The organism is Streptomyces luteolus, assembly GCF_029968015.1.
Lineage (GTDB): Bacteria > Actinomycetota > Actinomycetes > Streptomycetales > Streptomycetaceae > Streptomyces > Streptomyces luteolus.
In genome coordinates, this window is the sequence record NZ_JASCIS010000051.1 from 21,304 (window position 1) to 47,975 (window position 26,672).

The 26,672-nt window shown below is 73.1% G+C and carries 22 protein-coding genes and 1 pseudogene; 11 read left to right on the top strand and 12 right to left on the bottom strand.

What is annotated here, in order from left to right; genetic code table 11:
- Nucleotides 1–175 precede the first annotated feature (175 nt).
- From QIT00_RS32795 to QIT00_RS32830, 8 genes are all read right to left on the bottom strand, one after another.
- Complete coding sequence (locus QIT00_RS32795) at nucleotides 176–742, bottom strand: GTP-binding protein (RefSeq protein WP_282539110.1); 567 nt, start codon at nucleotides 740–742, stop codon at nucleotides 176–178.
- Nucleotides 723–1,166: a DUF742 domain-containing protein gene (locus tag QIT00_RS32800; RefSeq protein WP_349017220.1), complete on the bottom strand. Its 444-nt coding sequence runs from the start codon at nucleotides 1,164–1,166 to the stop codon at nucleotides 723–725. Before QIT00_RS32800 ends, QIT00_RS32795 begins: the two co-directional genes overlap by 20 nt.
- Nucleotides 1,163–1,615 carry a roadblock/LC7 domain-containing protein gene (locus QIT00_RS32805; RefSeq protein ID WP_282539111.1) on the bottom strand — a complete coding sequence of 151 codons (453 nt, stop codon included), beginning with the start codon at nucleotides 1,613–1,615 and terminating at the stop codon, nucleotides 1,163–1,165. The genes QIT00_RS32800 and QIT00_RS32805 overlap by 4 nt, the downstream gene beginning before the upstream one ends.
- On the bottom strand, nucleotides 1,612–4,164 hold the full coding sequence (locus QIT00_RS32810) for an ATP-binding protein (RefSeq protein WP_282539112.1): 2,553 nt from the start codon (nucleotides 4,162–4,164) through the stop codon (nucleotides 1,612–1,614). The genes QIT00_RS32805 and QIT00_RS32810 overlap by 4 nt, the downstream gene beginning before the upstream one ends.
- A gap of 138 nt (nucleotides 4,165–4,302) precedes the next feature.
- Complete coding sequence (locus QIT00_RS32815; protein WP_282539113.1) at nucleotides 4,303–5,085, bottom strand: MHYT domain-containing protein; 783 nt, start codon at nucleotides 5,083–5,085, stop codon at nucleotides 4,303–4,305.
- Nucleotides 5,086–5,366: 281 nt separating this feature from the next.
- Complete coding sequence (locus QIT00_RS32820) at nucleotides 5,367–6,347, bottom strand: asparaginase (protein WP_282539114.1); 981 nt, start codon at nucleotides 6,345–6,347, stop codon at nucleotides 5,367–5,369.
- A 40-nt stretch (nucleotides 6,348–6,387) separates the two neighbouring features.
- Entirely contained in the window at nucleotides 6,388–7,389 is a 1,002-nt protein-coding gene (locus QIT00_RS32825; RefSeq protein ID WP_282539115.1) for a fibronectin type III domain-containing protein, read from the bottom strand.
- Between the two features lie 225 nt (nucleotides 7,390–7,614).
- On the bottom strand, nucleotides 7,615–7,908 hold the full coding sequence (locus tag QIT00_RS32830) for a hypothetical protein (protein ID WP_374991078.1): 294 nt from the start codon (nucleotides 7,906–7,908) through the stop codon (nucleotides 7,615–7,617).
- Nucleotides 7,909–8,074: 166 nt separating this feature from the next.
- On the opposite strand from QIT00_RS32830, the gene QIT00_RS32835 reads away from it, so the two are divergent.
- The gene (locus tag QIT00_RS32835) at nucleotides 8,075–8,443 is read left to right on the top strand and encodes an arsenate reductase family protein (protein WP_282539117.1); all 369 of its coding nucleotides are present in this window, start codon (nucleotides 8,075–8,077) and stop codon (nucleotides 8,441–8,443) included.
- Nucleotides 8,444–8,794: 351 nt separating this feature from the next.
- Here QIT00_RS32835 and QIT00_RS32840 read toward each other — a convergent pair whose 3' ends face one another.
- Nucleotides 8,795–9,721 (bottom strand): Gfo/Idh/MocA family protein, encoded by a 927-nt coding sequence (locus tag QIT00_RS32840; RefSeq protein WP_282539118.1) that lies wholly within the window; start codon nucleotides 9,719–9,721, stop codon nucleotides 8,795–8,797.
- Nucleotides 9,722–9,943: 222 nt separating this feature from the next.
- Between QIT00_RS32840 and glnII the strand changes: the two genes are divergently transcribed.
- Both glnII and QIT00_RS32850 read left to right on the top strand, forming a co-directional pair.
- Nucleotides 9,944–10,975: a glutamine synthetase gene (glnII, locus tag QIT00_RS32845; RefSeq protein WP_282539119.1), complete on the top strand. Its 1,032-nt coding sequence runs from the start codon at nucleotides 9,944–9,946 to the stop codon at nucleotides 10,973–10,975.
- Nucleotides 10,976–11,082: 107 nt separating this feature from the next.
- Nucleotides 11,083–11,244 (top strand): annotated as a pseudogene (locus QIT00_RS32850) (winged helix-turn-helix domain-containing protein); the annotation flags it as partial.
- 129 nt (nucleotides 11,245–11,373) lie between these two features.
- Here QIT00_RS32850 and QIT00_RS32855 read toward each other — a convergent pair.
- Both QIT00_RS32855 and QIT00_RS32860 read right to left on the bottom strand, forming a co-directional pair.
- Entirely contained in the window at nucleotides 11,374–12,915 is a 1,542-nt protein-coding gene (locus tag QIT00_RS32855; protein ID WP_282539120.1) for a PepSY-associated TM helix domain-containing protein, read from the bottom strand.
- Nucleotides 12,916–12,989: 74 nt separating this feature from the next.
- Complete coding sequence (locus tag QIT00_RS32860; RefSeq protein ID WP_282539121.1) at nucleotides 12,990–13,706, bottom strand: hypothetical protein; 717 nt, start codon at nucleotides 13,704–13,706, stop codon at nucleotides 12,990–12,992.
- A gap of 251 nt (nucleotides 13,707–13,957) precedes the next feature.
- Between QIT00_RS32860 and QIT00_RS32865 the strand changes: the two genes are divergently transcribed.
- Nucleotides 13,958–14,950, top strand: coding sequence for an NAD-dependent epimerase/dehydratase family protein (locus tag QIT00_RS32865; RefSeq protein WP_282539122.1), 993 nt, complete (start codon nucleotides 13,958–13,960; stop codon nucleotides 14,948–14,950).
- A gap of 57 nt (nucleotides 14,951–15,007) precedes the next feature.
- Nucleotides 15,008–16,534, top strand: a complete 1,527-nt coding sequence (locus QIT00_RS32870) for a DUF1996 domain-containing protein (protein ID WP_282539123.1) — start codon at nucleotides 15,008–15,010, stop codon at nucleotides 16,532–16,534.
- 66 nt (nucleotides 16,535–16,600) lie between these two features.
- On the opposite strand, the gene QIT00_RS32875 is transcribed toward QIT00_RS32870, so the two are convergent.
- Nucleotides 16,601–17,035, bottom strand: coding sequence for a hypothetical protein (locus QIT00_RS32875; protein WP_282539124.1), 435 nt, complete (start codon nucleotides 17,033–17,035; stop codon nucleotides 16,601–16,603).
- A 114-nt stretch (nucleotides 17,036–17,149) separates the two neighbouring features.
- Between QIT00_RS32875 and QIT00_RS32880 the strand changes: the two genes are divergently transcribed.
- The 6 genes from QIT00_RS32880 to QIT00_RS32905 all read left to right on the top strand — a co-directional run bounded on the left by QIT00_RS32880 (nucleotide 17,150) and on the right by QIT00_RS32905 (nucleotide 26,580).
- Nucleotides 17,150–20,266, top strand: coding sequence for an alpha-N-acetylglucosaminidase (locus QIT00_RS32880; RefSeq protein ID WP_282539125.1), 3,117 nt, complete (start codon nucleotides 17,150–17,152; stop codon nucleotides 20,264–20,266).
- A gap of 252 nt (nucleotides 20,267–20,518) precedes the next feature.
- Nucleotides 20,519–22,510: a hypothetical protein gene (locus tag QIT00_RS32885; RefSeq protein ID WP_282539126.1), complete on the top strand. Its 1,992-nt coding sequence runs from the start codon at nucleotides 20,519–20,521 to the stop codon at nucleotides 22,508–22,510.
- Between the two features lie 112 nt (nucleotides 22,511–22,622).
- Nucleotides 22,623–23,549, top strand: a complete 927-nt coding sequence (locus QIT00_RS32890; protein WP_282539127.1) for a metal-dependent hydrolase — start codon at nucleotides 22,623–22,625, stop codon at nucleotides 23,547–23,549.
- 1 nt (nucleotide 23,550) lies between these two features.
- On the top strand, nucleotides 23,551–24,627 hold the full coding sequence (locus QIT00_RS32895) for a PDR/VanB family oxidoreductase (RefSeq protein ID WP_282539128.1): 1,077 nt from the start codon (nucleotides 23,551–23,553) through the stop codon (nucleotides 24,625–24,627).
- Between the two features lie 54 nt (nucleotides 24,628–24,681).
- A complete protein-coding gene (locus QIT00_RS32900) occupies nucleotides 24,682–25,386 on the top strand; it encodes a TetR/AcrR family transcriptional regulator (protein WP_282539129.1) in 705 nt (234 codons plus the stop codon).
- Between the two features lie 156 nt (nucleotides 25,387–25,542).
- The gene (locus tag QIT00_RS32905) at nucleotides 25,543–26,580 is read left to right on the top strand and encodes a LacI family DNA-binding transcriptional regulator (protein ID WP_282539130.1); all 1,038 of its coding nucleotides are present in this window, start codon (nucleotides 25,543–25,545) and stop codon (nucleotides 26,578–26,580) included.
- The last annotated feature ends 92 nt before the right edge of the window (nucleotides 26,581–26,672 follow it).

Consider the following 26,672-nt stretch of genomic DNA (forward strand, 5'->3'; position numbering starts at 1 on the left):
CGCGCCGTTGCCCGGTTCGTGCAGCTCACCCCGACCGGCTCGCGCTGTTCCCTCGTCCTGGAGAGCGGCACACCAACGGCCGGGTGGTGCAGCAGGCACCGGCCCCGCTCGCCGAGCGCTGAGGCACGAGCGGGGCCGGGAGGTCGGCCGGGGTCAAGCCTCGGCCGGGACGGGGTCAGGCCTGGCTCAGGACGTGCTCCACCAGGGAGATCAGGACGTCCTTGCCCGATTCCCGGTCGCGTACGTCGCAGAGGAGTACGGGGGTTCCGGCGGAGAGGTCGAGGGCGCCCGCGATGGCTTCGGGGGTGTGGCTGCGCAGGCCGTCGAAGCAGTTGACGGCGACGATGAACGGGATGCCGCGGCTCTCGAAGTAGTCGACCGCGGGGAAGGAGTCCGCCAGGCGGCGGGTGTCGGCGAGGACGACCGCGCCGAGGCAGCCGGTGGCCAGCTCGTCCCAGACGAACCAGAAGCGGTCCTGGCCCGGGGTGCCGAAGAGGTAGAGCGCGAGGTCGTCGCGGAGGGTGATGCGGCCGAAGTCCATCGCGACCGTCGTCGTGGTCTTGGTGGCCACGCCCTTCAGGTCGTCGACCGGACGGGAGGCCTCCGTCAGCTGCTCCTCCGTACGGAGCGGGCGGATCTCGCTCACCGACTCCACCAGCGTGGTCTTCCCGACGCCGAAACCGCCGGCGATCAGGAGCTTCAGGGCGGTGAAGTCGGCGCGGTCAGAGTGCTCGTAGGCCATGGATCACTTCTCGCAGGAGATGGGCGTCGGGGCGGGCGCCGGTGTGCGGGGCGGCTTCGGGCGGGGTGATGGCGATCAGGCCGGCCGCGGCCAGGTCGCCGAGCAGCACGCGTACGACGCCCAGGGGCAGGCCCGAGTCCGAGGCGAGGTCCGCGACGGGGCGGGGGCCGCGGACGCAGAGCGCGAGGAGGTCGCGCTGTTCGGGCGGGAGCGGGCCGGGTGGGTGCGCCGCTTCGGGGCGGGCGCGGACGATCGCCATCAGGTCGACCCGCTCCGCGCCGTTCGCGGTACGGGCCCGGCCCGCCGTCATCGCGTAGAGGCGGACCAGGGGGCCGGCCTCGTCGTCGTAGCGGTCGCTCCAGGCGTCCGGGCGGCCGGGGTGCGCGTCCGCGCCCGGGCGGTCGCCGGGGTGTGCGTCCGTCATGGGGTCTCGCCGTCCGCGCGGGTGGGGACGCCGAGGTGCTCGCGCACGCGGTCGACCAGGAGGGCCATCTCGTACGCCACCAGGCCGATGTCCGCGTGGCCGTCCGTGAAGACGGCGAGGCAGGAGCCGTCCCCGGCGGCGACCACGAACAGGAAGCCGCCCTGCAGTTCGACCATCGTCTGCACGACGCCGCCCGCGTCGAAGTGCCGGCCCGCGCCCTTGGCCAGGGAGTGGAAGCCGGACGCGATCGCCGAGAAGCGTTCCGACTCGTCGCGGCCCATGCCGGTGGAGGCGCCCACGCACAGGCCGTCGCTGGAGAGCATCACCGCGTGGCGCACCTCGGCGACCCGGTCCACCAGGTCGTCGAGGAGCCAGTCGACGCCGCCGCGGCCCTCGCCGCCGGAGCGGTCTCCGTCGCCCAGGTTGGTGACGGTGTACGTCGGGGTCATCGGGGTCCTTGTCCTTCGTCGTCGGGGTGCGGGGTGTGCTGGGTCTGCGGGGTGTGCTGGGTGTGCGGGGTGTGCTGGGTCTGCGGGGTGTGCTGGGTGTGCTCGGTGTGCGGTTCGGCGGCCTCGCGGACGGCGCGGGCGCGGTGCCTGCCGGAGCGCAGGGAGGCCATGGTGGCCCGGGCCGCCTCCGGGGAGCGGCGGCCCGGCAGCTCCCGTACGGGTTCCGGTGCGGTGTCCGCTTCTCGCAGTTCGGGCGCCATGTTCGCCTGGCGTACGCGGCGGGGGAGGCCGTCTTCGGGGGGAGTTGGGGTCGGCTGCGGGGGCGGGGTCGGGGTCGGGGTCGGGGGCATGGCAGGGGCAGGATCGGGCCGTGGCGTCTGCTCGGGTTGCGGGCCGGGCTTCGCTCGCCGGGCCGGGAGGGCGTTCGGCGCCTGCGGTTCGTTCGGCACCGCCCGTCGCCCCGTGCGCGCGGGCAGCGGCTCGGGCTGCTGTTCCGGCAGCGGGCGCAGGCCCGGGTGGGGGGCCTCCAGGAGTTCCTTCGGTACGAAGACGACCGCCGTGATGCCGCCGTAGACCGAGCGCCGCAGCGTGACGTCCACGCGCTGGCGGTCGGCGAGGCGGTTGACCACGAAGAGGCCCAGCTGGCGGGAGTCGAGGAGGTCGATGTCGGGGGCGTGGATCTTCTCGTTGGCCGCCGCCAGGGCCTCGTCGCCCATGCCGAGGCCGCGGTCCTCGATCTCCAGGACCGCGCCCGCCCCGACCTCCTCGCCGCGTACCACCACGGGCGTGTGCGGGGGCGAGAACTGGGCGGCGTTCTCGGCGAGTTCGGCGACGAGATGGACCAGGTCGGCCACCGCGGAGCCCGCGAGCCGCAGGTCCGGGATGTCGTGCAGCCGGACCCGGTCGATGTCGGCGGTCTCGGCGATGCCCGCGCGTACGGCGTCGATCAGCGGGACCGGGTTGCGCCAGGCGCGGCCGGGGGCCGAGCCGGAGAGGATGAGCAGGGACTCCGCGTGCCGGCGCATGCGGGTCGTCAAGTGGTCGAGGCGGAAGAGGTCTTCGAGGTCGGTGGGGTTCTCGGTGCGGCGCTCCATGGTGTCGAGGAGTTCCAGCTGGCGGTGGAGCAGCACCTGGCTGCGCCGGGCCAGGCTGACGTACACCCCGGAGACCCCGGTGAGGACGGCGGCGCGGCCCGCGACGGCGCGCAGGGCGGCGCGCTGCACGGTGGTGAGCGCCGCGCCGACCTGGCCGACCTCGTCCCGGACGGGCGTACGCGCGAGCGGCGCCTCGGTGTCGAGGTCGACGTCCTCGCCGTTGTGGATGCGGCGCATCGCGGCGGGCAGGCGGGTGGCGGCCAGGTCGAGGGCGCGGTTGCGGAGTCCGGTGAGGTCGGCGACGAGGCCGCGCCCGATGCGTACGGAGAGGATCAGGGCGAGCACCACGCCGAGCAGGCCGAGGATCACGGCGAGCCCCGAACTGCCCAGGGTGGCCAGGGAGTACGGCTCCGCGGAGGCGGCCGGGGCGGTGGTGGCGCGCTCGGCGCGGTCGAGTCCGGTGAGCGCGCCCCCGGCGGCGGACCGCCAGCGCTCGGCGGGTACGGCGCCTGCGGCATCGGCGGCACCGGCGTCGAGGACGGCGTCCTGCGCGGTGTGCAGATCGGTGGCGGCGGTGGAGTCGAGGACCTCGCGGTAGGCGGTGGCGTCGCGGGGCGCGAGGTCGGCGGCGGCGCTCCGGGTGAGGTCGCGCTGGAGGGCGACGTCGCCGACGAAGGTGCGGTACTGCGCCGCGGTCATGGTGCCGTCGGCCTGCGCGGCCCCGTACACCGCGTGCTGGCGGCTCAACGCCTCGCGGGCGCGTGCCAGTTCGAGGACGGCGCGGGTGTCGGCGGCGGCGCCGGTGCGGTCGGCGCGGGCGAGCGCGGAGCGGACGGCGAAGCCGTGGTCGACGGCGGTGCTGTAGCGGGCGAGCGCGGCGGGACCGGTGTCCGCCTGCCGTCCGGTGACCGTCTCGGCGCTGTCGAGCAGCCGCTGGATGCGGTCGGGCAGGGTGGCGTCGATGCCGGCGATGTCGGTGCTGCTGGAGTGGACGCCCGCGCGCAGCGCCGCCGCGGCCTTGTCCGTACGGGACTTGGCCGCGTCGTAGGCGTCGCGGGCGGTGGCGTCGGGGGCCGCGTGCTTGACGAGGGCGGCGGCTCGCTCGTCCTGGACGGCGCGGGTGAAGTCGGAAACCGGTTGTACGAGCGCCGAGTTGACCTGCTTCAGCTGCTCGGCGTCCGAGACCTGGGTCGCGGTGGTGACCGCGGCGTGCCCCCAGAGCGCCATCAGGGAGACCACCGGAACCGTCAGCAGGGTGACGACCTTGGCTCGGATGGATTTGGCTCGGAGGGACTTGGCTCGGAAGGGCTTGGCTCGGAAGGGCTTGCCCCTGAGGGACTCGCCCCTGAGGGACTCGCCTCTGGGGGACTCGGCCGCGGGGGACTCGGCCCCAGGGGACTCACCCCCGGCTGATGTGCGGCGCAGCCGTTCGGGCAGCGGTTGGCGTACGGGCATGACGGAGTGGCTCCTCGACAGCACGCGGTGGTGCGGGAGTTGAGCGGGCGAGGGGACGGCACGCCCTGAGGGAAGTACGGAAGGGAATGGAGGGGAGGGGAGGGAGGGGAGGGGAGTGCAGGGAAGGAACGTCGACGCTCAGGTCGCCGGGAGCTCCACCTCGTGCAGCGGACGGGCCGCGGCCGCGTTCTCGGCGCTCTCCCGTGCGGTCGGCGACAGCGCGACGAAGGCGCAGGTCAGGAAGAGGAACGAGCCGAGCACGACGGCGAGCGGCAGGATGAACGCGGGTGCGCTGGCGCCGGTGAGAGGCTCGGTGCTCGCACGTACGGAGACGGAGACCGCGGCCATGCCGGTGTAGTGCATGCTGCTCACGGCCAGCCCCATGACGAGGGCGGCGGCTGCCGCGACCATCGGTCCGCGTACGGCGAGCGCGGCCCACAGGGCGGCGGACGCGGCGACGACGGCGATGACGACGGACGCCGCGACGAGCGTCGGGTCGTACGTGAGGCTGCCGTTGAGCTCCACGGCGGCCATGCCGATGTAGTGCATCGCGGCGACGCCGAGTCCGGTGCCGAGGCCGCCGAGGAGGACGGAGCGGGCGCGGGACCCGCCGTATCCGGCGATGAAGACGCCCGCGCCGACGACGGCGATGGCCACGACGAGGCTCAGCAGGGTGAGCGGGATGTCGTAACGGATCGGTGTGCCCTCGACCTTGTAGCCGAGCATCGCGATGAAGTGCATCGTCCAGATGCCCGCGCCGATCGCGGCGGACGCGGTGATCAGCCAGTTCCTCTTGGCCCGCCCCCCGGCGGCCAGGGCCCGTACGGTGCAGCGCAGTCCGAGCGCTGCCCCCACGACGGCCATGACGTACGACAGGACTGGCGTGATCCAGCCACCGTCCATGTGGTGCATGTGACCCACGGTTTCCCTCTCGCTTCGAGCGGTCGACCCCCCGGTCGGACGGGAACCTAGCACGCACCGAATCTCCGCACGATCTCCGCACGCGGGCCGGAAATTCGGGCGAAATTACGCGCTACCAATGAGTAAGCCCCGGGTTCAAGGGCCCTACGGGGAAAGGGAAATCGGCCCGCCTCCGGGCCGGTGCGACTCTTGTCACGCCACGCCTCGGGGTGCTTCGGACATACGGGACCAGGCCCGACTCGGGCATTTCCGGCGGATGTTTTCGGCCAGGACGCGTCGGCTCAGGCGTACCGCGAGAACGTCTCCGCGATGTCCTTCGGCGTCACGTCCGCCGTCATCAGCAGGAGCCGCAGCAACACCCGCGCCTTGTACGGGTCGAGGAATCCGGCGTTGATGAGGCCGCGCCGCTGGAGATCGGTCTCGGAGCCGGGGGCGCCGTAGGTGTGCCGGAGCACGGAGCCGGCGCCGGTGCGGGAGGCGAGGACGACCGGGATGCGGGTGGCGAGGTCGCCGAGGACCGGCGCGAGGTCGGCCGGTACGTGCCCCACGCCGAAGCCCGCGACGACCAGGCCCGCGACGTCCTCGCCGAGGCGGGTGAGCGCGTGGCCGTCGTCGTCGAGGGTGACGGTGTGCAGGGCGACGCGGGCGGGTACGGCCGTGCCGGGGGTGAGCGGGGTGCGGCGGGGCGGGCGGGTCAGGATGCGGGGCGTGCCCTCGATGACGTGGCCGACGGGGCCCGTGTCGGGAGACGTGAACGCGGCCGTGCTGGTGGCGTGCGTCTTGCGGACCGCTCGGGCGGCGTGGATCGCGTCGCCCAGGACGACGAGCGCGCCCAGGTCGCGGGCGTCGTCGGCGGCGGCGACGCGGGCGGCGGCGAGCAGGTTGGCGGGCCCGTCGGGGCCCGCGAGGGTGGGGTTGCGCATGGCGCCGGTGAGGACGAACGGCTCGGGGTGCGGCCACACCAGGTCGATGAGGAAGGCGCTCTCCTCCAGGGTGTCGGTGCCCTGGGTGACGACGACGCCGCGGGCGCCCCCGCGCAGCGCCTTGGAGGCCTGCTCGACCAGGTCGAGGAGGTGCCGGAAGGTGAGGTTGGCGCTGGGGACGGCCCGGGTGTCGTGGACGTCCAGCGGAATGTCAAGCCCGGGGACGGCCGCGGTCAGGTCGGCGCCGGTGAGGCGGGTGACGACGGTGCCGCCGCGCTCGTCCGCCCTGGCGCCCGCCATCGCGATGGTCCCGCCGAGGGTGAACAGGGCTACGGTCATGGGGAGTTCCCTTTCGAGGCGGGCGCGCGGCACGCCGAGGCTACTGGCCCGTGCTGCCCGTGCTGCCCGTGGTCACCGTGCGCTCCTCGGAGAACGCGCCCCAGTTGCCGTCGGGCAGCTTGGCGCGCAGCTTCACGCGGTACGTCTGGCCTGCCTCGCGGCTGATGAAGAAGCTGTGCTCCGCCCGGCCTTCGGGTGCCTCGGCGCCCCACATCAAGGTCGTGGCGGGTCTGCCGTTGAGGTGGATCTGGTACTCGCTGACGTCTCCCCCGGTGTCGGGCGGGGTCCAGGACAGGTCGAGGTGGTGGGCGCCGTCGTCGGCGTGCGTGGTGACGCGGAATCCGGTGGGTGCGGTGTCCTTCGACGTGTCCTCGGCGCCGTCGGGTGCCTCGGCCGTGGTGAGACCGGCGGCGTCACCGGCGCGGGAGCTGTTGTCGGCGGCGTCCCTGGCCTTGACCGTGAAGGTGTAGTCGGTGCCGGGGCGAAGTCCCGTGACCAGAGCGGCGGTCGAGTCTCCGTTGACGCTGTGGATCTTCGAGCCGCGCTGGTAGATGTCGTACGAGGTGACCTCCTCGTTGTCGGTCGACGCGCGCCAGGACAGGGTGGCCGCGCGGGGGCCGGAGGCGCGGGCGCGCAAGTGGGTGGGTGCGGTGGGCGGTTCGTGGTCGGTGGTGGTGTGCGCGCGGGTGGTGACGGTGACGGGGCGGCTCAGGGGTGAGGCGGCGCCGTCGTCGCCCTTGGCGCGGACGGTGAACTTGTAGGTGGCGGCGGGTTTCAGGCCCGTGATGTCGACCATCAGGCGGTCGGCTGGGACGGTCCTGACGCGGGTCTTGCCTCGGTAGATCTCGTACGCCGTGACGTCTCCCGTCGCCGCCTTGTTCCACATGACGTGGACCGAAGTGGCGCTGGACGCCTGGACGGTGAGGCCGCGCGGCGCGACGAGTTCCGGCTCCGCCGCCCTGGTGTCAGTGGCGCAGCCGGTCAGCGTGGCGCCGAGGACTGCGGCCAGGGTTGCGGGGACGAGGAGCCGGGTGCGTCGCACGGTGCGGCCTTCCGCTCGACAGCATGGGTCTGGAGCGAGCATTGGTCTGGAGCATTGCTCTGGAGCATTGGTCTGGACATGTTTGCCGCACTGTCGTGGGCAGTTCAAGAGGGCGGTCGGGATGGACCCTCGGCGCCCACGGGTGCGGGACCGCGAACCTCGCGGCCCCGCGACTGCCGTGACTGCCGTGACTGCCGTGCGGTTACTGCCGTGACCGCCGTAACGTCAGCGGCTGTAACGCATCAGCGCGCGGACCATGTGGCAGGTGATGTCCGACGGCGGGTGCACACCGACGAGTTCGGCCGTGCTGCGTATCTTGCGGTTGTTCGCCTGCTCCGCGCGGAGCACGCCCGAGTCGAGCAGGGCGATGGCGAGACGCATGGCCTTCAGGCGGCGGTTGTGCATGATGTAGAACTCGCGGGGGCGGCCCGCGGGGAGCGGCTGCTTCAGCAGCGGCATGTACGGAAGGTCGATCGGCAAGGGCTTCGGGACAGCGGACAGGACTGCGGCCATGAACATCCTCCTGGGTGGTCGGGGGTGGGACACACCGCTTCCGCGGCAGTGCCCAACCCGTCTCGAACACTGCTTCTATTCTACGACCCACCACTGACAATCGCCCCTGGCCACAAGGGCGTTGAGGCCCGCCGAGACCCCTCGTAGCGGAGTGCGGGCTTACGCTTGCGGCATGGAGATCTGGATCAACCCGGCCTGCTCGAAGTGCCGCAGCGCGGTGCGGCTGCTCGACGAGGAAGGCGCGTCGTACACGGTGCGCCGCTACCTGGAGGACGTGCCCGGCGAGGACGAGATCCGCGCCGTACTCGACCGGCTCGGGCTCGAACCGTGGGACATCACCCGCACCCAGGAAACGGCCGCGAAGGAGCTGAACCTCAAGGACCGCGAGGAGTGGCCGCGCGAGGCCGCCGCTCGCGACCGCTGGATCGCCGCGCTCGCCGCGCACCCGAAGCTGATCCAGCGCCCGATCATCACGGCGGACGACGGCACCGCTGTGGTGGCCCGCACGGACGAGGCGGTACGAGACGCACTCAGCCGCTGACGCTCTCTCTCCCCCCCGCCAGGCCCTGGGGCCCGTCTCCCCGATCTTCGCGGGTCCACGACTCCCCCAGCCCCCGGCCGGGAGGTGCCCCCAGAGCACGCTCCCCCAGCCTCCGGCCGGGGGGGGACCCCCAGAGCACACTCCCCAAGCCCTCGGCTCCTCCCAGCATTCGGCCGGGAGGTGCCCCAGAGCAGGGGGCCCTCAGAGCAGGGGCCCTCAGAGCAGCGGGGACCCTCATGGCGCCGCGGCCTGGTCCGCGAAGATCGGGAAGACGGGCCCTGGGCGTGTCCGTGAAGTCCCGCCTGCCCCGCGGGCGACGACGGGAATTCACGGACACGACCTGGCCGAGCGTCAGCCCAGCAAGCCCTCCGCCACCGCGAGGATCTCCGTCACGCGCAGCCCGAACCGCACGTCACAGGCGTGCGGGATGCCCGTGCGGGCGGCGGTCAGGAGAGCGTCGACGGCGCGCGCGTACGCGTCGACCGGTCCCTCGCCCCACACCTCGGGCAGGGTGGCCACGCCGGACGCGCCGCGCAGCTCGACCGTCACACCACCCGCCTTCTCCGGCGCCGTCAGGCTCAGCGTGGCGACCGAGGAGGCGCCCGAGTGGTGCCGCAGCAGCAGGTGCGTGGTGTCGAGGGGGCCGCGCGCCGCCGTCACCGAGGTCACGTCGCCGAGCGCGGGCACAAGGAGCGACAGGGCGTGCGGCCCCACGTCCCACAGCGCGCCCTTCTCGTGCCGCCAGGGCGAAGCGGGGTACGGGGAGGTCGTGTCCGGCGCGAAGATGCTGCCGAGCCACTCGGCCCGGCCCGTGAACCAGCCGTCCGCCGCTACCTGTTCGGCCAGCCACGGGCCGCTCGCCGCCGAGAAGCGCAACGTGAAGAAGACGACGGAGGCGACGGAGGCGGCCGCGTCGACGAGGTCCCGCGCGACGGCCACATCGGTCGCGACCGGCTTGTCCAGCAGCAGATGCCGCCCGGCCCGCGCCGCGCGTGCGGCGATGTGCGCCTGTACGTCGGGCGGCAGCGCGAACGCGGCCACGTCGACGTCGGCGATCAGGGCGTCCACCTCCCTGTACGCGCGCGTGGCGAGCTCCGTCGCCAGCTCGCCGGCCGCCTCGGGCCTGCGGCCCCACACCCCGGTGAGCTCCACGTCGGGGTGCGCGGCGAGCGCCGGGCCGTGCACACGCGCGGCCCAGGGCCCCGTGCCGAACAGGCCGACGCGCAGCGGCTCCGCAGGAGCCTGGGGAGCCTCGGGTGTCATCGGTGGTGTCGCCATGCCGCCCAGTCAATCGCGTATACGACGCACCTGACCACCGGAGCCGGGCAGCTGACGTGTCACGCGAGCGGCGAGCCGCGTTACACGGGGTTCACAGACGGGCAACGGTCGGGAAATCGCCCCTTGCGAGGCTGCGGGTACAGCGCGACCGCACCGCCGCGACCCACCCGCATCCGCGATACACCCGCATCGCACGCACAGCCCGCAAAGGATGGCGCCCCCGTGACCTTCAAGGCCGAATACATCTGGATCGACGGCACCCAGCCGACCGCGAAGCTGCGCTCCAAGACGAAGATCATGACCGGTTCGTCGGCAGGCCTGGCCGAGCTGCCGATCTGGGGCTTCGACGGTTCCAGCACCAACCAGGCCGAGGGCCACGCCTCCGACCGCGTCCTGAAGCCGGTCTTCACCTGCCCGGACCCGATCCGCGGCGGCGACGACATCCTCGTCCTGTGCGAGGTCCTCAACACGGACATGACGCCGCACGTCTCCAACACCCGTGCCGCGCTCCGCGAGGTCGCCGAGAAGTTCGAGGCCCAGGAGTCGATCTTCGGCATCGAGCAGGAGTACACGTTCTTCGAGGGCGACCGCCCTCTCGGCTTCCCCGTCGGCGGCTTCCCGGCCCCGCAGGGCGGCTACTACTGCGGTGTCGGCGCGGACGAGATCCACGGCCGTGACGTCGTCGAGGCGCACCTGGACAACTGCCTCGACGCGGGCCTCGGCATCTCCGGCATCAACGCCGAGGTCATGCCCGGCCAGTGGGAGTTCCAGGTCGGCCCGCTGTCCCCGCTGGAGGTCTCCGACCAGCTGTGGGTGGCCCGTTGGCTGCTCTACCGCACCGCCGAGGACTTCGACATCTCCGCGACGCTCGACCCGAAGCCGGTCAAGGGCGACTGGAACGGCGCCGGCGCGCACACCAACTTCTCCACGAAGGCCATGCGCGAGGGCTACGACGCGATCATCACTGCCTGCGAGTCCCTCGGTGAGGGCTCCAAGCCGATGGACCACGTCAAGAACTACGGCGCCGGTATCGACGACCGCCTGACCGGTCTGCACGAGACCGCCCCGTGGAACGAGTACAGCTACGGCGTCTCCGACCGCGGCGCCTCGGTCCGCATCCCGTGGCAGGTCGAGCAGGACGGCAAGGGCTACATCGAGGACCGCCGCCCGAACGCGAACGTCGACCCGTACGTCGTGACGCGGCTGATCGTCGACACCTGCTGCAGCGCGCTGGAGAAGGCCGGCCAGGTCTGAGCCTCCATCAAGCGGCTCGCGTCGTACGTGAGGAAGCGCCCGTCGAGGTCCGGCGGGCGCTTCTTCGTGTGTCCGGCGGGCGCTTCCTCGTGTTCCCGTCCAGCTTCCGGCTGGTCACCACGGTGTGGGGGTACGGGCACGTCGGTGACGGCCGGACGGTCGACGTCCACGTCGCCCGCCTGCGCCGCAAGCTGGGCGCCGAGCACCGGCAGGCCATCCAGACGGTGCGGCGGGTGGGGTACAAGTACGCGCCTCCCGCCGGGCGTTGACGCATTCCGCGCAGCAGCGAAAGGGCCGCCCCGTACGCGTGTACGGAGCGGCCCCTCTCGTAACGTCCTGCGTCAGCCGCTGGACGTCACCGTCGCCGCGTCAGCCGTTCGACGTCACAAGTCGCTGCGTCAGTCGCTCGACGTCGTCGCGCGGGCGCGTGCCGCGCGGCCGAGCACCGTGTCGAGGACGAGGAACGCGAGCAGGCTGATCCCGAGCAGCGGGACGAACCAGCCGATCACGGCCGTCGCCGCGGCGAGCGGTACGAGCAGCGGCACCGGCACCCTGCGCCAGGCACCGCGCGGCATCGGCCTGCCGAGGCTCAGGGCGCGGCCCTTGGTCGGCCGGCGCAGCCACCACATGCGGTAGCCCCAGACGATCAGCAGGACGGTGGCGACCATCAGGCCCGCGAGCGCCAACTGGTTGGGCAGGCCCAGGAAGACGCCCATGTGCGCGTCGATCCCGAACCGGGTCAGCTTGGCGAGCACCGGGTAGTCGGCGAAGGCCACCTCGTCCATGACCCGCCCGTCGGCCGGGTCGACGGCGACCGAGTCGAGGTGGACCGGGAACTCGGCGTCGGTCTCCTTGACCACGTAGCCCTGTCCGTCGACCGGCAGGATCACCGAGATCTGGCCGTCGACACCCTGGCCGCGGGCGATCTCCAGGGCCCGGTCGACCCCGATGTCCGCGCCGCCGTGGCCACCGTGACCGTGCTCGCGCCCGGAGCCGGAGCCGTGGCCCTCGTGGCCGCCGCCGGAGGATGCGCCTCCGGCGAGGGTCGCGTCGACGACGGGGGTGGCGCCGCCCAGCTGGGCCTTGAGCTCGTCGATGTTGGCGCCGGTGTTCTTCGACCAGGTCAGACCGGTGGCGGAGAGCGCCACGAGCCCGAGCACCGCCCACAGCCCGACGACGCCGTGCCAGGACAGCGTGCGGGGACGGCCCTTGGCCTGGCCCTTCGCGGGGACGACGAGGTCGCGGCGGCGTGCGCGACGGCGGGCGAACCAGAGGGCGAGCCCGCCGAGCGCCACGACCCACAGCCAACTGGCCGCCAGCTCGCTGTAGTTGCGGCCGAACTCACCGAGGTGCAGATGACGGTGCAGTTCGGAGACCCAGGTGCGCAGCGGCAGCGCTCCGGAGCCGCCGTAGCTTTCGAGCTCGCCGCGGATCTCGGCGTCGTAGGGGTTCACGAAGACCGCGAGGGAGCGGTCCTCGGGTACGTCGGGTGTGGACAGCAACACGCGCGTGCTGCGGTTTTCGGCGGGGGCGGGCCAGACCGCGGTGACGGTGCCCTCGGGATGCGCCGCGCGCGCGGCGTCCACCTGCTCGCTCAGCGGCAGGGCCTGGTCGCCTACGGGGACCTCCAGTTCGTGCGCGTACACGATCTTCTCCGCCTGGAAGGAGAGCGAGTACAGCAGTCCGCTCGCGGCGGCGACGAGCAGGAACGGGGCGATGAGCACTCCGGCGTAGAAGTGCAGCCTCAGGAGGAGCGGGCGCAGTGCGGACCAGATGGGTCCGCGGGGTGGGGACTGGTCGCCGCCCGTGGGATCGGTGGAGTCGCTGGGATCGGTGGGATCGGTGGGATCGGTGGGATCGGTGGGATCGGTGTAGTCGGTGTAGTCCGGCGGTTGTGGCTGGTCTGCCTCATCCGGCTTGGGTCGGTCTTCGATGGCCATGGCGTCCTTCGGTACGCGTACGACGGCAGGGGGAAGCACACCCGTGGCGTCGGACGGTCGTACGAGAGCGTGACTCAGGACGCCAGGGGCGCGTGACGGAGAAGAAGCGCCGTGGCGGGTGGGCCGCGCCGGGTGACGGCGTACGCGAGAACGGCCGCACGCGCGCGTGCGGCCGGGCGGGGGCGGGGCCGCCGGGTGATGCGGGGCGGCAGCGGCAGCCGTACCGCCGCGAGCAGCAGCCGCAGGGGCGCGAAGGCCAGGGAGTCGACGGCGGCGAGGAGTTGGAAGAACGCCGCTTCGCCGCGCGCCAGCCACAGGGCGCAGACGAGCGCGGCGAGCACATGGACGGCCAGCATGCCGAGGGAGCTGTGGTCCATGGCGGCGCTGTGTGTACCGGCTCCGGCCCCGGCTCCGCCGCTCATGGGGGCGTCGGCGCCCATGTGCGTTCCGGTACCCATAGGGGATCCGGCACTCATGGGGGATCCGGCACTCATGTGGGAACCGGCACCCATATAGGTGGCGGATCCGTGGCCCGCGAGGGTGCCCGTTCCGGTGCTCGCGTGCAGGCCGGATCCGGTGCTCGCGTGCAGGCCGGATCCATGGCTCGCGTGGGCCTGGGAACCGTGTACCTGGGAGCCGGCGAACGTCAGGTGCAGTCCGGCCTGCATCGCGAGCAGTCCGGTCGCGATGGACGGGATGCCTCGGCGGCGGTGCCCGACAGTCCAAGCCACGATCGCGGTGAGGACGAACGCCGCCAAGAGGCCACTGATCGGAATGTCATGGGCAGACATGGACGAATGCCCCACAGCGGCCAACGAGACGCCCACTGCCGCGAAGATCGCGGCCCGAAAGGCACGCAAGGGCGACCGGGCATCCGTCATCGGCGCACATCGTGCCACCCAGGTAGGTGGCTGAAAACACCGCCTCCGCGCGTGATGTGCCGACGCCCCGGATCGTTCCCGGTTCCGCCGTCGACTTTCCCGAATCTTCTGACAGCAGAGCGGTGTTCCGCCGCGGCCCGTCGGCGGGCAAGCTCTCAGGCATGAAACTTCTGATCCTCGGCGGCACGGAATTCGTGGGCCGGGCCGTGGCCGAGTCGGCGCTCGCCCGCGGCTGGGACGTGACGGTGCTGCACCGCGGCCGGCACGCACCCCGGGCCGGTGTCCACGCCCTGCACGGCGACCGCACGACACCCGACGGCCTGGCGGCGCTGGCGGACGGCGCGTGGGACCTCGTGGTCGACACCTGGTCGGCGGCGCCCCGCATCGTGCGGGACAGCGCACGGCTGCTCGCCGAGCGGGCCGGGAGATACGTGTACGTGTCGAGCGGCTCGGTCTACGTGTGGGCGCCCCCGGCCGGCTTCGACGAGAGCGCGCCCCTCAACGACGGCGCGGCGGACGCGGAGCAGACGGAGTACGCCCAGGACAAACGCGGCGGCGAGCTGGCCGTCCTGGAGTCCTTCGGTGCGGAGCGCTCCCTGCTCGTGCGGGCCGGACTCATCATCGGGCCGTACGAGAACGTGGGCCGGCTGCCCTGGTGGCTGGGCCGGATCGCGCGCGGCGGGCCCGTCCTCGCACCCGGCCCGCGTGAGCTGCCGCTCCAGTTCATCGACGTGCGGGACCTCGCCGAGTGGACCCTGGACGCGGCGGCGGCGGAGCTCAGCGGTCCGTACAACGTCCTCGCGCCGCCCGGCCACACCACGACCGGTCAGCTGCTCGACGCCTGCGTCCAGGTCACGGGGAGCGACGCCGAGCTGCGCTGGACCGCGCCGGAGGTGATCGCCGAGGCAGGCATCGAGCCCTGGACCCAGCTGCCGATCTGGGTGCCGCCGCGGACCGACATGCACGACGCCCTGCACGGCGCCGACGTGTCGAAGGCCCTGGCGGCGGGCCTGCGGTGCAGACCGGCGACGGAGACCGTGCGGGACACCTGGGAGTGGCTGCGGTCCATAGGCGGCACCGCGCCCCAGCGCCCGGACCGCCCCCCGCTCGGACTGGCGCCGGAGGTGGAGCAGAAGGTGCTGGGCCTCGGGTAGAGCGACGCGTTCCGGCGGGAGTTGAACACGGGGGGCTCCTGTTGCGTACGTCAACGCATGGGACGCACATCACGAAAACGATCGACGCTGGCAGGCCGGGCGATCGCCGCCGCCACGGCCCTGATACTCGGCGGCGGCGGGCTGGCTGTGGTGAATGTCTACGCCTCGGCCGGCGAGAGCGGCGGTCGCGGGCAACGCGACGCCGGGGCCGGGCAGCCCGCCGCCATGTCCACCATCGACTGCCCCGACGTGGGCGACGAACTGAGGGAGGTGCCACAGGCCGCACGCCAGGAGGTCGACAACCGACTGGCCGACCTGGACAGCCAGATCACCGAGGCGTACGCGCGGCTCGCCGAGCGCCGGCAGGCCGGTGCGGATCCCGCCGAGCTGTTGGGACCGCTGGAGCAGCAGCGCCGGGAGTCGATCGGCGGCATCGTGGCCGCGATCGAGGAGAACGGAGCCCGCGCACCGGAGAACCTCGACAGCCTGGCCCCGTGCACCCTCCGCACCGCCGACGAGGACGGCCGACCGGAGGGGCAGGAAGGAGAGGGAGGACAAGGACCAGGGGAAGACGGCCAGGACCAAGACGGCCAGAACCAGGACGGCCAGAACGAGGGGGGTCAAGACCAGGACGGCCAGGACCAAGACGGCCAGGACCAGGACGGCCAGGGCGGGCAGGACCAGGGCGGGCAAGCCGGGAACGGCCCCGTGGACGGCGACTTCGTCGACATCCGTACGGTCGAGCCGAACGTGAACCTCCCGCGCGAGCAACGAGACGCATCCCGCGGCACGTTCACGACGGACTGCGGCACGAACGAGAACGGCAACCGCAACCCGGACAACGTCATCGCGGCCCCCGGCGTGAGCAACGGCGCGCACCACATGCACGACTACGTCGGCAACCAGGCCAACGACGCCTTCGCCGGTGACGAGGACCTCGCGAACGGCGACACCAGCTGTCGCGACCAGGGCGACCGCTCCACGTACTACTGGCCGGTGCTGCGTGTGCAGAACGGTCAGGACGAGGAGGACGCGGGGGCCGACGGCGGCGGCAACGACCAGAACGTCGGGGAGATCCAGACGCCGGTCGAGGTGAGCCTGACGTTCGTGGGCAGCCCGGTCGGCGAGGTCACCGCGATGCCCAGGTTCCTGCGGGTGATCACCGGCGACGCCAAGGCCTTCACCAACGGCGACGCCAACGCCAACGCGTCCTGGAGCTGCACCGGATTCGAGGACCGTCAGCTGGCGGACAAGTACCCGCTGTGCCCCGACGGCAGCGACGTCGTCCGCTCGTTCCGCTTCCAGAGCTGCTGGGACGGCCAGAACACCGACAGCGCCAACCACCGCACCCATGTGGCCTTCACCGACGAGCAGGGCCGCTGCCCGCAAGGGTTCCAGGCCGTGCCGCAGCTCGTGCAGCGCATCGTGTACGACGTGGCGCCGGAGCGGAACTTCGCCGTCGACTCGTTCCCCGAGCAACTGCACAAACCGATCACCGACCACGGCGACTTCATCAACGTCTTCGACGAAGAGCTCATGGACCGGATGGTGCGCTGCATCAACAGCGGCGACCGCTGTACGTGAGCCGCCCTCCACCCACCGCCCTCCCCCGACACACAGCACCACCGCATCCCCCGTACCGCTGCGCGGTCAGTTCGTGCCGTGGCCCGAGTGGTGTTCCTCGTCCTTCCCCCCACCACCGCTGTTCCCCGAGTGGTGCGAGGACGTCACCACGGTCCCGCCGAGCCGGCCGCGCAGCTCCACGAGCACGCGCCGCTCGCCGACCGCGATCCACCGGCGGCCGACGAGATAGCTGCCGCCGTAGTCGTTCGCGGCGTCCAGCCACTCGTGCTGGCCACGGTCGGTGCGGAAGGCCACGAGTACGTAACGGGCCGCGCCGCTACGGCAGTTGGCCTGGCGGAGGTCGCGGCTTTCCGTACGTACGACCGGCTCGCACCCCGCTGCCGCCGCGAGCGGCTCCAGGCCGGACGTGCCGGTCACGACCACTTCGGCCTCGTCGGCGCCGGAACCACACCCCGCGACACCGAGCACGGCGACGACCACCAGCAGCAGGACTCGCCTCATGCGCCTCTCCCCTCCCGTACGCCGACACGAACGCGCCAGCTCCGTAAGTACCGTTGAGCACCGTCGACCGTCCGGTTAGCGTGCGCCGCAGCAGACGACAGAGGGGGGCACCACATGACTGATCCGTCCCGCCGCAGAGTCATCGGGACGGCCGGAGCCGTCGGCCTCGGCACCGTCCTCGGCACGACCGTCCCGGCCCACGCCGGCCCGGGCCACGCATCGGGTCGGCCCACGCAGGGCCCCGCCCTCGATACGGATCCCGTGCGCGCCGCGCTCAACCGGCTGCTGCCCGAGCACGCCGACCAGTTCCGGCTCGACCGGCTCCGTGCCTCCGGCGAGGGGTTCAGGGTCAGTGGCTCCACCGGCCGGATCACCGTCGCGGGCACCGGTCCGCTGGCCCTGCTCACCGGCGTGCACTGGTATCTGAAATATGTGTGCGGCGCCCATATCTCCTGGTCGGGCAGCCAACTGGAGCTGCCCAGGCGGCTCCCGGGGCCGCACCGGCCGCTGCACCGCAGAGCGACGGTGCCGCACCGCTTCGTCTTCAACGACACCCACGACGGCTACACCGCCCCGTACGCGGACTGGCCCCGCTGGGAGCGCATGATCGACGTGCTGGCGCTGCACGGCTGCAACGAGGTGCTCGTCACCGCGGGCCAGGAGGGCGTCTACCACCGCCTCCTCCAGAGCTTCGGCTACTCCGACACCGAGGCCCGCACCTGGCTGCCCGCGCCCTCGCACCAGCCGTGGTGGCTGCTGCAGAACATGAGCGCGTACGGCGGCCCGCTCAGCCATGAACTGATCGAGCGGCGCGTCGCGTTGGGCCGGAAGATCGCGGACCGGCTGCGCGCGCTCGGCATGAAACCGGTCATGCCCGGCTACTTCGGGACGGTCCCGGACGGGTTCGCCGAGCGCAATCCGGGCGCCCGTACCGTCCCGCAGGGCGACTGGAACGGACTGCGGCGGCCGGACTGGCTCGATCCGCGCACCGAGCCGTTCGCCGACGTCGCGGCGGCGTTCTACCGGCACCAGGCCGAACTGTTCGGCGAGGTCGACCTGTTCAAGATGGACCTGCTGCACGAGGGCGGCGACCCGGGCGACGTGCCGGTGCCGGAGGCGGCGCGCGCCGTGGAGCGGGCGCTGCGCACCGCACGCCCCCGGGCGCTGTGGACGATCCTCGGCTGGCAGGCCAACCCGCGGCGCGACGTGATCGACGCCCTGGACAAGAAGCAGCTCCTGGTCGTGGACGGCCTGTCCGACCTGGAGACGGTCACCGACCGGGAGAAGGACTGGGGCGGCGCGCCGTACGCGTTCGGCACGATCCCCAACTTCGGCGGCCGCACCACCATCGGCGCGAAGACTCATATGTGGACGGAGCGGTTCACGGTCTGGCGGGACAGACCGGGCTCGACGCTCGCGGGCACCGCGTACATGCCGGAGGCCGCCGAACGCGACCCGGCGGCGCTCGAACTGTTCACGGAGCTGGCCTGGCGCGAGGAGGCCGTGGACCGCGCCGAGTGGTTCCGTACGTACGCCGATCTGCGCTACGGCGGGCGGGACGGGCAGGCCCGCGAGGCGATGGCGGCGCTGCGCGAGACCGCGTACCGGATCACCAGCAAGGACGGCCGGCCGCACGACTCGATCTTCGCGGCACGCCCGAGCCTGAGCGCCAACTCCGGTACGTACTACGCGACACACACCCCCGCGTTCCCGCCCGGCGGCTTCGATGCGGCCTTCGCGGCGCTGCTCGGGGTGCGGGAGTCGCTGCGCCGCTCGGACGCGTACCGCTACGACCTCACGGACCTGGCCCGGCAGGCGCTCGCCAACCGGTCCTGGCAGTTGCTGCCGCAGCTGCGGGCGGCGTACGGGAGGAAGGACCGGGAGACCTTCCGGGCACTCGCGCGCCTGTGGCTGAAGCTGATGCGGCTGAGCGAGGAGGTCACGGGATCACACCGGGCGTTCCTGCTCGGGCCGTGGCTGGAGGACGCGAGGCGGATGGCGTCGTCACCCGCCGAAGCGGCGGAACTGGAGCGCACGGCCAGGGTGTTGATCACCACGTGGGCGGACCGGGCCACCGCCGACGGCGGGCGCCTGGCCAACTACGCCAACCGGGACTGGCACGGCCTGATCGGGGACTTCCACCTGCCGCAGTGGACGGCGTACCTGGACGAGCTGGAGGACGCGCTCGCGGCGGGCCGGGAGCCGAAGGCGTTCGACTGGTACGCGATCGAGGAGCCCTGGACGCGGGAGCGGAAGGCGTATCCGCTGCGGCCGCCGAACGACGCGTACCGCACGGCGAAGCAGGCGTACGACGTCCTGGCCCGGGCCCCCTATCAGGGCAAGGTCGCCGTCTCCGCCGAGCCGTCCGCGTTCCCGCCCGGCGGGCACGCGCGCGTGCGGGCGGTTCTCACCAACGTCAACGGGCTGCGTGCCACCGGCCGCGTGGACTTCACGCTCACCGGCCTGGACGCCGAACCGGAGGACGGCACGTCGCTGAGGTCGGTGCCCCCGGCCGGCGAGGGGGCGGTGACCTGGCGCGCGAAGGCCCCGGACGAGCCACTGACCTCGCCGCTGAAGCCGCTGCCGTACGAACTGTCCGTGCGGTACGGCCCGAAGGGCGAGGACCGGGTCACGGCGGTCGTCCGGGACAGCCTGTACGTGGCCGGTCCCCTGGACGAGGTGTGGCGGACGTACACCAACAGCGCGGCCGTGTTCGGGCAGGCGGGCGAGCGGTTCGCGGTCAACGGCGGCGGCCAGGACCTGTGGAAGGGGACCAGCGAGTTCGGCGCCGCGTACCGCGCGGGCGCCCTGCGGGACGGGGTCGCGGTGACGGTGCGGGTGGACGCGCAGGACGCCACGGGTCCGTGGGCGCGGGCGGGTCTCATCGCCCGCGACTCCCTCGCCGCACCCGGCTCCCCGGGCTTCGTGAACCTGTCCGTGACGCCCGCGAACGGGGTGGTGCTCTCCTACGACACGAACGGCGACGGCACCCTGGACACGTACAAGCGGATCACCGGCATCAAGGCCCCGGTGCTGCTCCGCCTGATCCGGAGAGGGGGCACGTTCCGCGGGGAGTGCTCGACGGACGACGGGGCGAGCTGGCGGACGGTCGCCGAGGTCCCGGTCGGGGGTGCGGCGGCGAGCCAGGACGTCGGCTTCTTCATGTCGGCCGCGCACGGGGGCAGCGGCGCCCGGGGCACGGTGGAGTTCAGCGGGTTCGCGCTGGGGTGAGGCCAGGGCGTACGGCGGGGTGGGCGGGGATCGCCGGGCGCGCCCGCGAGAGGTCGGAGTGGGCGGGGATCGCCGGGCGCGCCCGCGAGAGGTCGGGGTGGGCGGGGATCGCCGGGCGCGCCCGCGAGAGGTCGGGGTGGGCGGGGGCGCGGAGGGGTCAACTCCCGTTCCGCTGGGGCACGGAGCAGTCAACTCCCGTTCCGCCACGGCCTGTTCGAGTGACCATCCGAGGATTCGCTCGTTCTGCTGAACGTGAGTTCTTCGGACGCCGCCACGCGCACCTCCCCGCCCTCCTCCCCCGGGCCCGCTCCCGTCGTCGACGTGGAGCAGGCCGAGGCCGCGCTCGTCGAGCACTATCCGCGGCTCGTGCGGCTCGGCTACCTCGTCCTGCCGCCGTCGCTCGGCCGCAACCGGCGGGTGCTGACCGCGCACTGGCTCACCCAGCGCGCCCTGCCCCGCGCCCGTACGACCGTGGAGCGCGCCATGGTCCCGGCGCAGCGCGGGGCGGGCAGGCCGGGCGGCGACCCCGGTTACGGCTATGTGCGCCTGCGGGTGCTGCGGAGCGCCCTGGAGGCGGGGCTTCCGCTGCGGCGGCGGGCCTGGCCGCGGCGCGCGCAACTGCCACCGCTGCTGCCGCAGGTGTGGGGCCTGCGGCTGTTCCCGCGCTCCGGCGGCGCCGATGAACTCGCCCTCGACCAGCGGCTCTCCGCGCTCGGCGGCCCGGCGCGCGCCGCGTTCGTGCTGCGCGGTCTGGAGAAGCTGCCGGACGCCGAGGTGCGCCGGATCCTGGAGGGCGCCGGGGTCACGGACCCGCACGCGGCGCTCGCGGAGGCGGACGGTGTGGCCGCGTCGTACGAGCTGCTCGACTCCCCCGAGTTCGACCCGTGCTCGCTCCAGGCCAGGCCGCCGGACCTGATGCGGCGCAGGCAGCACGGCCGCGCCGCGCTCGCCGCCACGGCGGCCGCCCTGGTCTGCGGCACGCTCCTCGCCCTTCCGGGCGACGGCCTGGCGCCCGGCACCCCCGCGGCCCCCGCGTACGCGCGCAACCCGGCGGCCGAAGCGGCCCTGGACCCGGAGGAGTTGACGCGCGTCGGGGCGGGCGAGTGGCGGCGCTCGGCGCGCACCGACTTCTCCGTGTGGCCGGCCCGCGGCTCCCTCACCGGCGACCGCGAGCTGCTCGGCCGGGCGCTCGCCGTGTGGGCGCGCCCGGGCCCGTCCGTGCAGGTCTCGGCGACCCCCGGCACCGCGTCGGGCGCCCCGCCGGGACCGGCGCAGCTGCTGTACGCGGGTGAGGTGGGCCGGGCCCGCGTGGTGGTCCTGCACGACGGCCTGCGCCTGGTGCGGTACGCCGAGCCGCGGTCCGGGGCGGGCGGCGGCGCGGCCCTCGACTTCGCGCGGGTCGACGGCGCCGCGCAGGGCACGTCGGGGGCGGTGGTCGTGGGCCGGGGCAAGGGTGAGGTGCGGTATCTGACGGCGCCGTGGGTGCGTACCGTCGCCGTCCGTGATCTGCGCGAACCGAGCGCGCCCGCACGGGAGTTGGACCGGTCGGCGGACGGCGTGACGGCACCCCTGACCGCCGTGGCGCAGTCGCAGTCGCAGTCGCAGTCGCAGTCGCAGTCGCAGTCGACGGGATGTACAGAGGTCGCCGCGCTCGAACTGCGCGAGGAGGGTCCGGGGTCGGGCGGCACCCGGCTCGTGACCGACCTCGGCGAGCTCACTCCGGCCCACCTCACGTCCGGGCGCCCGCAGTCCCCGGGCGAGGTGGACGGGCAGGCGGCGCGGGAGAGTTGGGCGCGTACGGCCTGTCTGCTCGGGGCGGTCCGCTCGAACGGGGTGCGGTCGGTGAACTCCTGGGCGTACGCGGCACAGCGGCTGCCCGAGGGGAACGGCACGGCTACCTGGGTGTGCACGCGGGCGGAGACCTGGCGGGGCGCCGGCAGCAGGGTGCTCGCGCAGTTCCAGGCGCCGGGCAAGGACACCGGGGCGATCGCGGCGCGGGCGCAGGACTCGCCGGCCTGCGGGGCGCGCGAGCCGCGGGTGCTCGCGGGGGTGCTGTGGAAGTCGCGGGCGGGCCACTGGCACGTACTGGCGGCGGGCAGCAAGGATGTGGCGTCGGTGCGGGTGACGGGCGGCGCGCAGGGCTCGGCGCGCGGCAACACCCTCGCGGCACCGGCCCGCGAGGGCGCGCGGGCGCAGCTGCGGGGGCGCCTCGCGGACGGCACGGAGGTATCGGCGCTGCGCTGACAGGCGTACGGGAGCGGGGAGCTGAGGTGGCGGCCGCAGAAAAGCGCCGCACGAGCAGAAAAGCGCCGCACAAGGGGTACACCTCGACCGTACCCATCAGTACATTGACGCCATGTCTAATAAGCCCCAGGCCCGGTCCGACCGGGCGCCGCAGCCCATCGCCTCCGAGTGGACGGCGCTGAAGGCACGCAAGGTCTCCTTCGCCTGGGAGGAGACGCCGCTCCACTGGCTGCCCGGCGACCCGTTCACGACGCACACCATCAACGTCCTGCACCTCCTGCTGCCCGCGGGCGAACGCTGGTTCGTGCACGTCTACAAGCAGGTCCTGCCGTACATCGAGGACGAGCAGCTGCGCGCCGACGTGATCGGGTTCATCGGGCAGGAGGCCATGCACTCCCAGGCCCACGACGAGGTCCTGCCGCACCTGCGCGAGCAGGGCCTGGACCCGACCCCGTACACCGCGCAGATCGACTGGTTCTTCGAGAAGCTGCTCGGCGACCGCACGCTGCCGCCCGGCAAGGCCCGCAAGTGGTGGCTGATGGAGCGGGTCGCGACGATCGCGGCGATCGAGCACTACACCGCGTTCCTCGGCGACTGGGTCCTGAACGCCGACGAGCTGGACCGGCGCGGCGCCGACCCGACGATGCTGGACCTGCTGCGCTGGCACGGCGCGGAGGAGGTCGAGCACCGCTCGGTGGCGTTCGACCTGTTCATGCACGTGGACGGCTCGTACGCGCGCCGGGTGCGGACCTGGGGAGTCGCGTTCGCCGCGCTCGTCTTCCTGTGGCAGCGCGGGGCGCGGTTCTTCATGGAGAACGACCCGACGCTGGTCGACGGCCGCGCCTCGTTCAAGGAGTTCTTCGCCAAGGGGCGGCAGGGCGTGCTGCCGACGGCGGGCGCGATGGTCCGCTCCATCCCCCGGTATCTGAACCGCGCCTACCACCCCTCGCACGAGGGTTCCACGGCACAGGCCGTCGCCTACCTGGCGTCGTCGCCCGCCGCCCTCGCCGCCGAGGCCCACGAGAAGGGTGCCGCCTGAGATGCCCGGGATCCGCACCGTCGCCGCCGTCGCGGGCGCCGCGCTGCTCGTACGACGGGCCGTACGCAGCCGCATGGGGACCGCGCCCCTGTGGCCGATGCCCGCCCTGGAGAACCCGGTCTCGGGCCGCCCCCGCGGGCGCGCCCAGCGCCTGCGGGTCGCGGCCCGCACCGAGGTCGCCGACGGCGTGGTCCGGCTGCGCCTCACGCCGCGCGACCCGGGATCGGGCCCGCTGCCGGCCTGGGAGCCGGGCGCCCACCTGGACCTGGTGCTGCCGTCCGGGGTGGTCCGGCAGTACTCGCTCTGCGGCGACCCCGCGGACCGCACCGCGTACACGGTGGCGACCCGGCTGATCGAGGACGGCCGCGGCGGCTCGCGCGAGGTGCACGAGAAGCTGGCCGAGGGCGCCGAGATCGAGGTGCGCGGCCCGCGCAACCGCTTCCCCCTTGAGCCCGCGCACGCGTACGTCTTCGTGGCCGGCGGCATCGGCATCACCCCGGTCCTGCCGATGCTGCGCGCGGCCGAACTGTCCGGCGCGCAGTGGCAGTTGGTGTACGCGGGCCGCTCCCGCGCCTCGATGCCGTTCCTGGACGAGGTGGAGCGGCTCGGCCGCAGCCGCCGGGGCCGGGTGACGGTGATCGCCGAGGACGAGTCCGGCCGGCCCGACGCGGCCGCGCTGTTCGACGGGGCACCGCAGGCCGCGGCCGTGTACTGCTGCGGCCCCGAGGGGCTGATGGACGCGGTGGCGGCGGCGCTCCCGCAAGGCAGCTCCCTGCACCTGGAGCGGTTCACGCCCGCCACGGCCACCGAGGGCAACACGGCCTTCGAGGTCGAACTGCGGCGCAGCGGCGCCACGGTGGCCGTCCCGGCCGACGCGACGGTCCTCGCCGCGGTCCGCGAGCAGCTGCCGAACGTCGCGTACTCCTGCGAGCAGGGCTTCTGCGGCACCTGCCGACTGCGGGTCGTGGCGGGCGAGGTCGAGCACCGGGACGAGCTGCTCACGGACGAGGAGCGGCGCGACTCGATGCTGATCTGCGTGTCCCGGGCGCGCGGCGGGAGGCTGGTCCTGGACGTGTGATCCGCGCGTTCGGCCCCTGGCGTCGAACGTGGCCCCGCCCATTAGGGTGTTCGTATGACGACCGGGGTGCGCCGCAGGATGGGAGTCGAGGAGCGGCGGGAGCAGTTGATCGCCGTGGCGCTCGAACTGTTCAGCCACCGCTCCCCCGACGAGGTCTCCATCGACGAGATAGCCGGTGCGGCGGGAATATCCCGCCCGCTGGTGTACCACTACTTCCCGGGCAAGCGCAGCCTGTACGAAGCGGCGCTGCGCAAAGCCGCGGAAGACCTCGCCGAGCGTTTCGAGGAGCCGCGCGAAGGCCCGCTCGGCGCCCGCCTGTTGCGGGTGATGGGCCGCTTCTTCGACTTCGTCGACCAGCACGGCCCGGGCTTCTCGGCCCTGATGCGCGGCGGCCCCGCGGTCGGCTCGTCCACCACCAACGCCCTGATCGACTCGGTCCGGCAGGCCGCGTACGAGCAGATCCTCGCGCACCTCGGCATCACCGCGCCGTCCGCCCGCCTCCAACTCGTCGTGCGCTCCTGGGTGTCGCTCGCCGAGTCCACGGCACTGCTGTGGCTGGACGGCCGCCGGGTGCCGCGCGCCGAGCTCGAACTCCAGCTGGTGCACGACTTCGCTGCGCTGGCTGCGGTGAGTGCGGCGTACGACGAGGAGATGGCGTCCGTCCTTCGCCGCATCCTCGCCGACGAGCCGTCGGACGGGCCTTTCACGGACCTGGTGACGCGGCTCGTCGGGCTGGCGCCGCTGCCGGGTTCGGTGTGAGGGCTACCCGTCTGCCCCTTCCCGTTTCGCCGCCGGGTGCGGGCCGTGTTTGGTTGCTCGCGCCCCGCGGCGAAGCCGCAAATGTGACAGCCCCGCGCCCCTGACGGGGCACTGCCCGATAGGCACCGGATGATCCGCCCGGTACAGTCGCGTCCCATGACCGCGAGGCTTGCCGACATCGCAGCCCAGGCGGGGGTCAGCGAGGCCACGGTCAGCAGGGTGCTGAACGGGAAGCCGGGCGTAGCCGCGACCACCCGCCAGTCCGTGCTTGCCGCTCTCGACGTCCTCGGGTACGAGCGCCCGGTGCGGCTGCGCGGCCGGAGCGCGGGTCTGGTCGGGCTGATCACGCCGGAGCTGGAGAACCCGATCTTCCCGGCCCTCGCACAGGTCATCGGCCAGGCCCTGACCCGGCAGGGGTACACGCCGGTCCTCGCCACCCAGACCCCCGGCGGGTCCACGGAGGACGAGCTGACCGAGATGCTCGTGGACCGCGGTGTCTCCGGCATCATCTTCGTCTCCGGGCTGCACGCCGACACCAGCGCCGACATGGACCGCTACGAGCAGCTGCGCGCCCAGGGCGTGCCGTTCGTCCTGGTCGACGGCTTCTCGGAGAAGGTGCGGGCCCCGTTCATCTCCCCCGACGACCGGGCCGCGATGCGCCTGGCCGTGACCCACCTCGTCTCCCTCGGGCACACGGACATCGGCCTGGCCCTCGGCCCGAAGCGGTTCGTGCCGGTGCAGCGGAAGATCGAGGGGTTCGTACGGGCCGTACGGGAGCAGCTGGGCCTCGATGAGGACGCGGTGCACGAGCGGTTCGTCCAGCACTCGCTGTTCACCTTGGAGGGCGGGCAGGCGGCGGCCGCGGCGCTCCTTGACCGCGGCTGCACGGCGGTGGTGTGCGCGAGCGACATGATGGCCCTCGGTGCCATCCGCGCGGCACGGCGGCGCGGCCTCGAAGTGCCGGACGACATCTCGGTGGTCGGCTTCGACGACTCCCCGCTGATCGCGTTCACCGACCCGCCGCTGACCACGGTGCGCAAACCCGTCCCGGCGATGGGCCAGTCCGCGGTGAACACGCTGCTCGAGGAGATCGCCGGCACCCCGGCCCCGCGCAGCGAGTTCGTGTTCATGCCCGAACTGGTCGTACGCGGTTCAACTGCTTCTGCGCGCAAGGCTTCTTCCCCTAAGGGCTGAAGCCGGGATTCCTCGGTCGGAGGCCTTTCGCGCATCGTCCTTGGGGCGTAGAAAATGCACCCCGGACCCACCCGAGGGATGATCGGGCAAAG

Coding starts and splice junctions, on each gene's coding strand:
- QIT00_RS32905 (WP_282539130.1), top strand. CDS start 25,543: ATGACCGCGAGGCTTGCCGACATCGCAGCCCAGGCGGGGGTCAGCGAG.
- QIT00_RS32820 (WP_282539114.1), bottom strand. CDS start 6,347: ATGACCGTAGCCCTGTTCACCCTCGGCGGGACCATCGCGATGGCGGGC.
- QIT00_RS32840 (WP_282539118.1), bottom strand. CDS start 9,721: ATGGCGACACCACCGATGACACCCGAGGCTCCCCAGGCTCCTGCGGAG.
- QIT00_RS32795 (WP_282539110.1), bottom strand. CDS start 742: ATGGCCTACGAGCACTCTGACCGCGCCGACTTCACCGCCCTGAAGCTC.
- QIT00_RS32880 (WP_282539125.1), top strand. CDS start 17,150: ATGACTGATCCGTCCCGCCGCAGAGTCATCGGGACGGCCGGAGCCGTC.
- QIT00_RS32870 (WP_282539123.1), top strand. CDS start 15,008: ATGGGACGCACATCACGAAAACGATCGACGCTGGCAGGCCGGGCGATC.
- QIT00_RS32800 (WP_349017220.1), bottom strand. CDS start 1,166: ATGACGGACGCACACCCCGGCGACCGCCCGGGCGCGGACGCGCACCCC.
- QIT00_RS32895 (WP_282539128.1), top strand. CDS start 23,551: ATGCCCGGGATCCGCACCGTCGCCGCCGTCGCGGGCGCCGCGCTGCTC.
- QIT00_RS32810 (WP_282539112.1), bottom strand. CDS start 4,164: ATGCCCGTACGCCAACCGCTGCCCGAACGGCTGCGCCGCACATCAGCC.
- QIT00_RS32855 (WP_282539120.1), bottom strand. CDS start 12,915: ATGGCCATCGAAGACCGACCCAAGCCGGATGAGGCAGACCAGCCACAA.
- QIT00_RS32875 (WP_282539124.1), bottom strand. CDS start 17,035: ATGAGGCGAGTCCTGCTGCTGGTGGTCGTCGCCGTGCTCGGTGTCGCG.
- QIT00_RS32865 (WP_282539122.1), top strand. CDS start 13,958: ATGAAACTTCTGATCCTCGGCGGCACGGAATTCGTGGGCCGGGCCGTG.
- QIT00_RS32900 (WP_282539129.1), top strand. CDS start 24,682: ATGACGACCGGGGTGCGCCGCAGGATGGGAGTCGAGGAGCGGCGGGAG.
- QIT00_RS32805 (WP_282539111.1), bottom strand. CDS start 1,615: ATGACCCCGACGTACACCGTCACCAACCTGGGCGACGGAGACCGCTCC.
- QIT00_RS32835 (WP_282539117.1), top strand. CDS start 8,075: ATGGAGATCTGGATCAACCCGGCCTGCTCGAAGTGCCGCAGCGCGGTG.
- QIT00_RS32890 (WP_282539127.1), top strand. CDS start 22,623: ATGTCTAATAAGCCCCAGGCCCGGTCCGACCGGGCGCCGCAGCCCATC.
- QIT00_RS32830 (WP_374991078.1), bottom strand. CDS start 7,908: ATGTTCATGGCCGCAGTCCTGTCCGCTGTCCCGAAGCCCTTGCCGATC.
- QIT00_RS32860 (WP_282539121.1), bottom strand. CDS start 13,706: ATGTCTGCCCATGACATTCCGATCAGTGGCCTCTTGGCGGCGTTCGTC.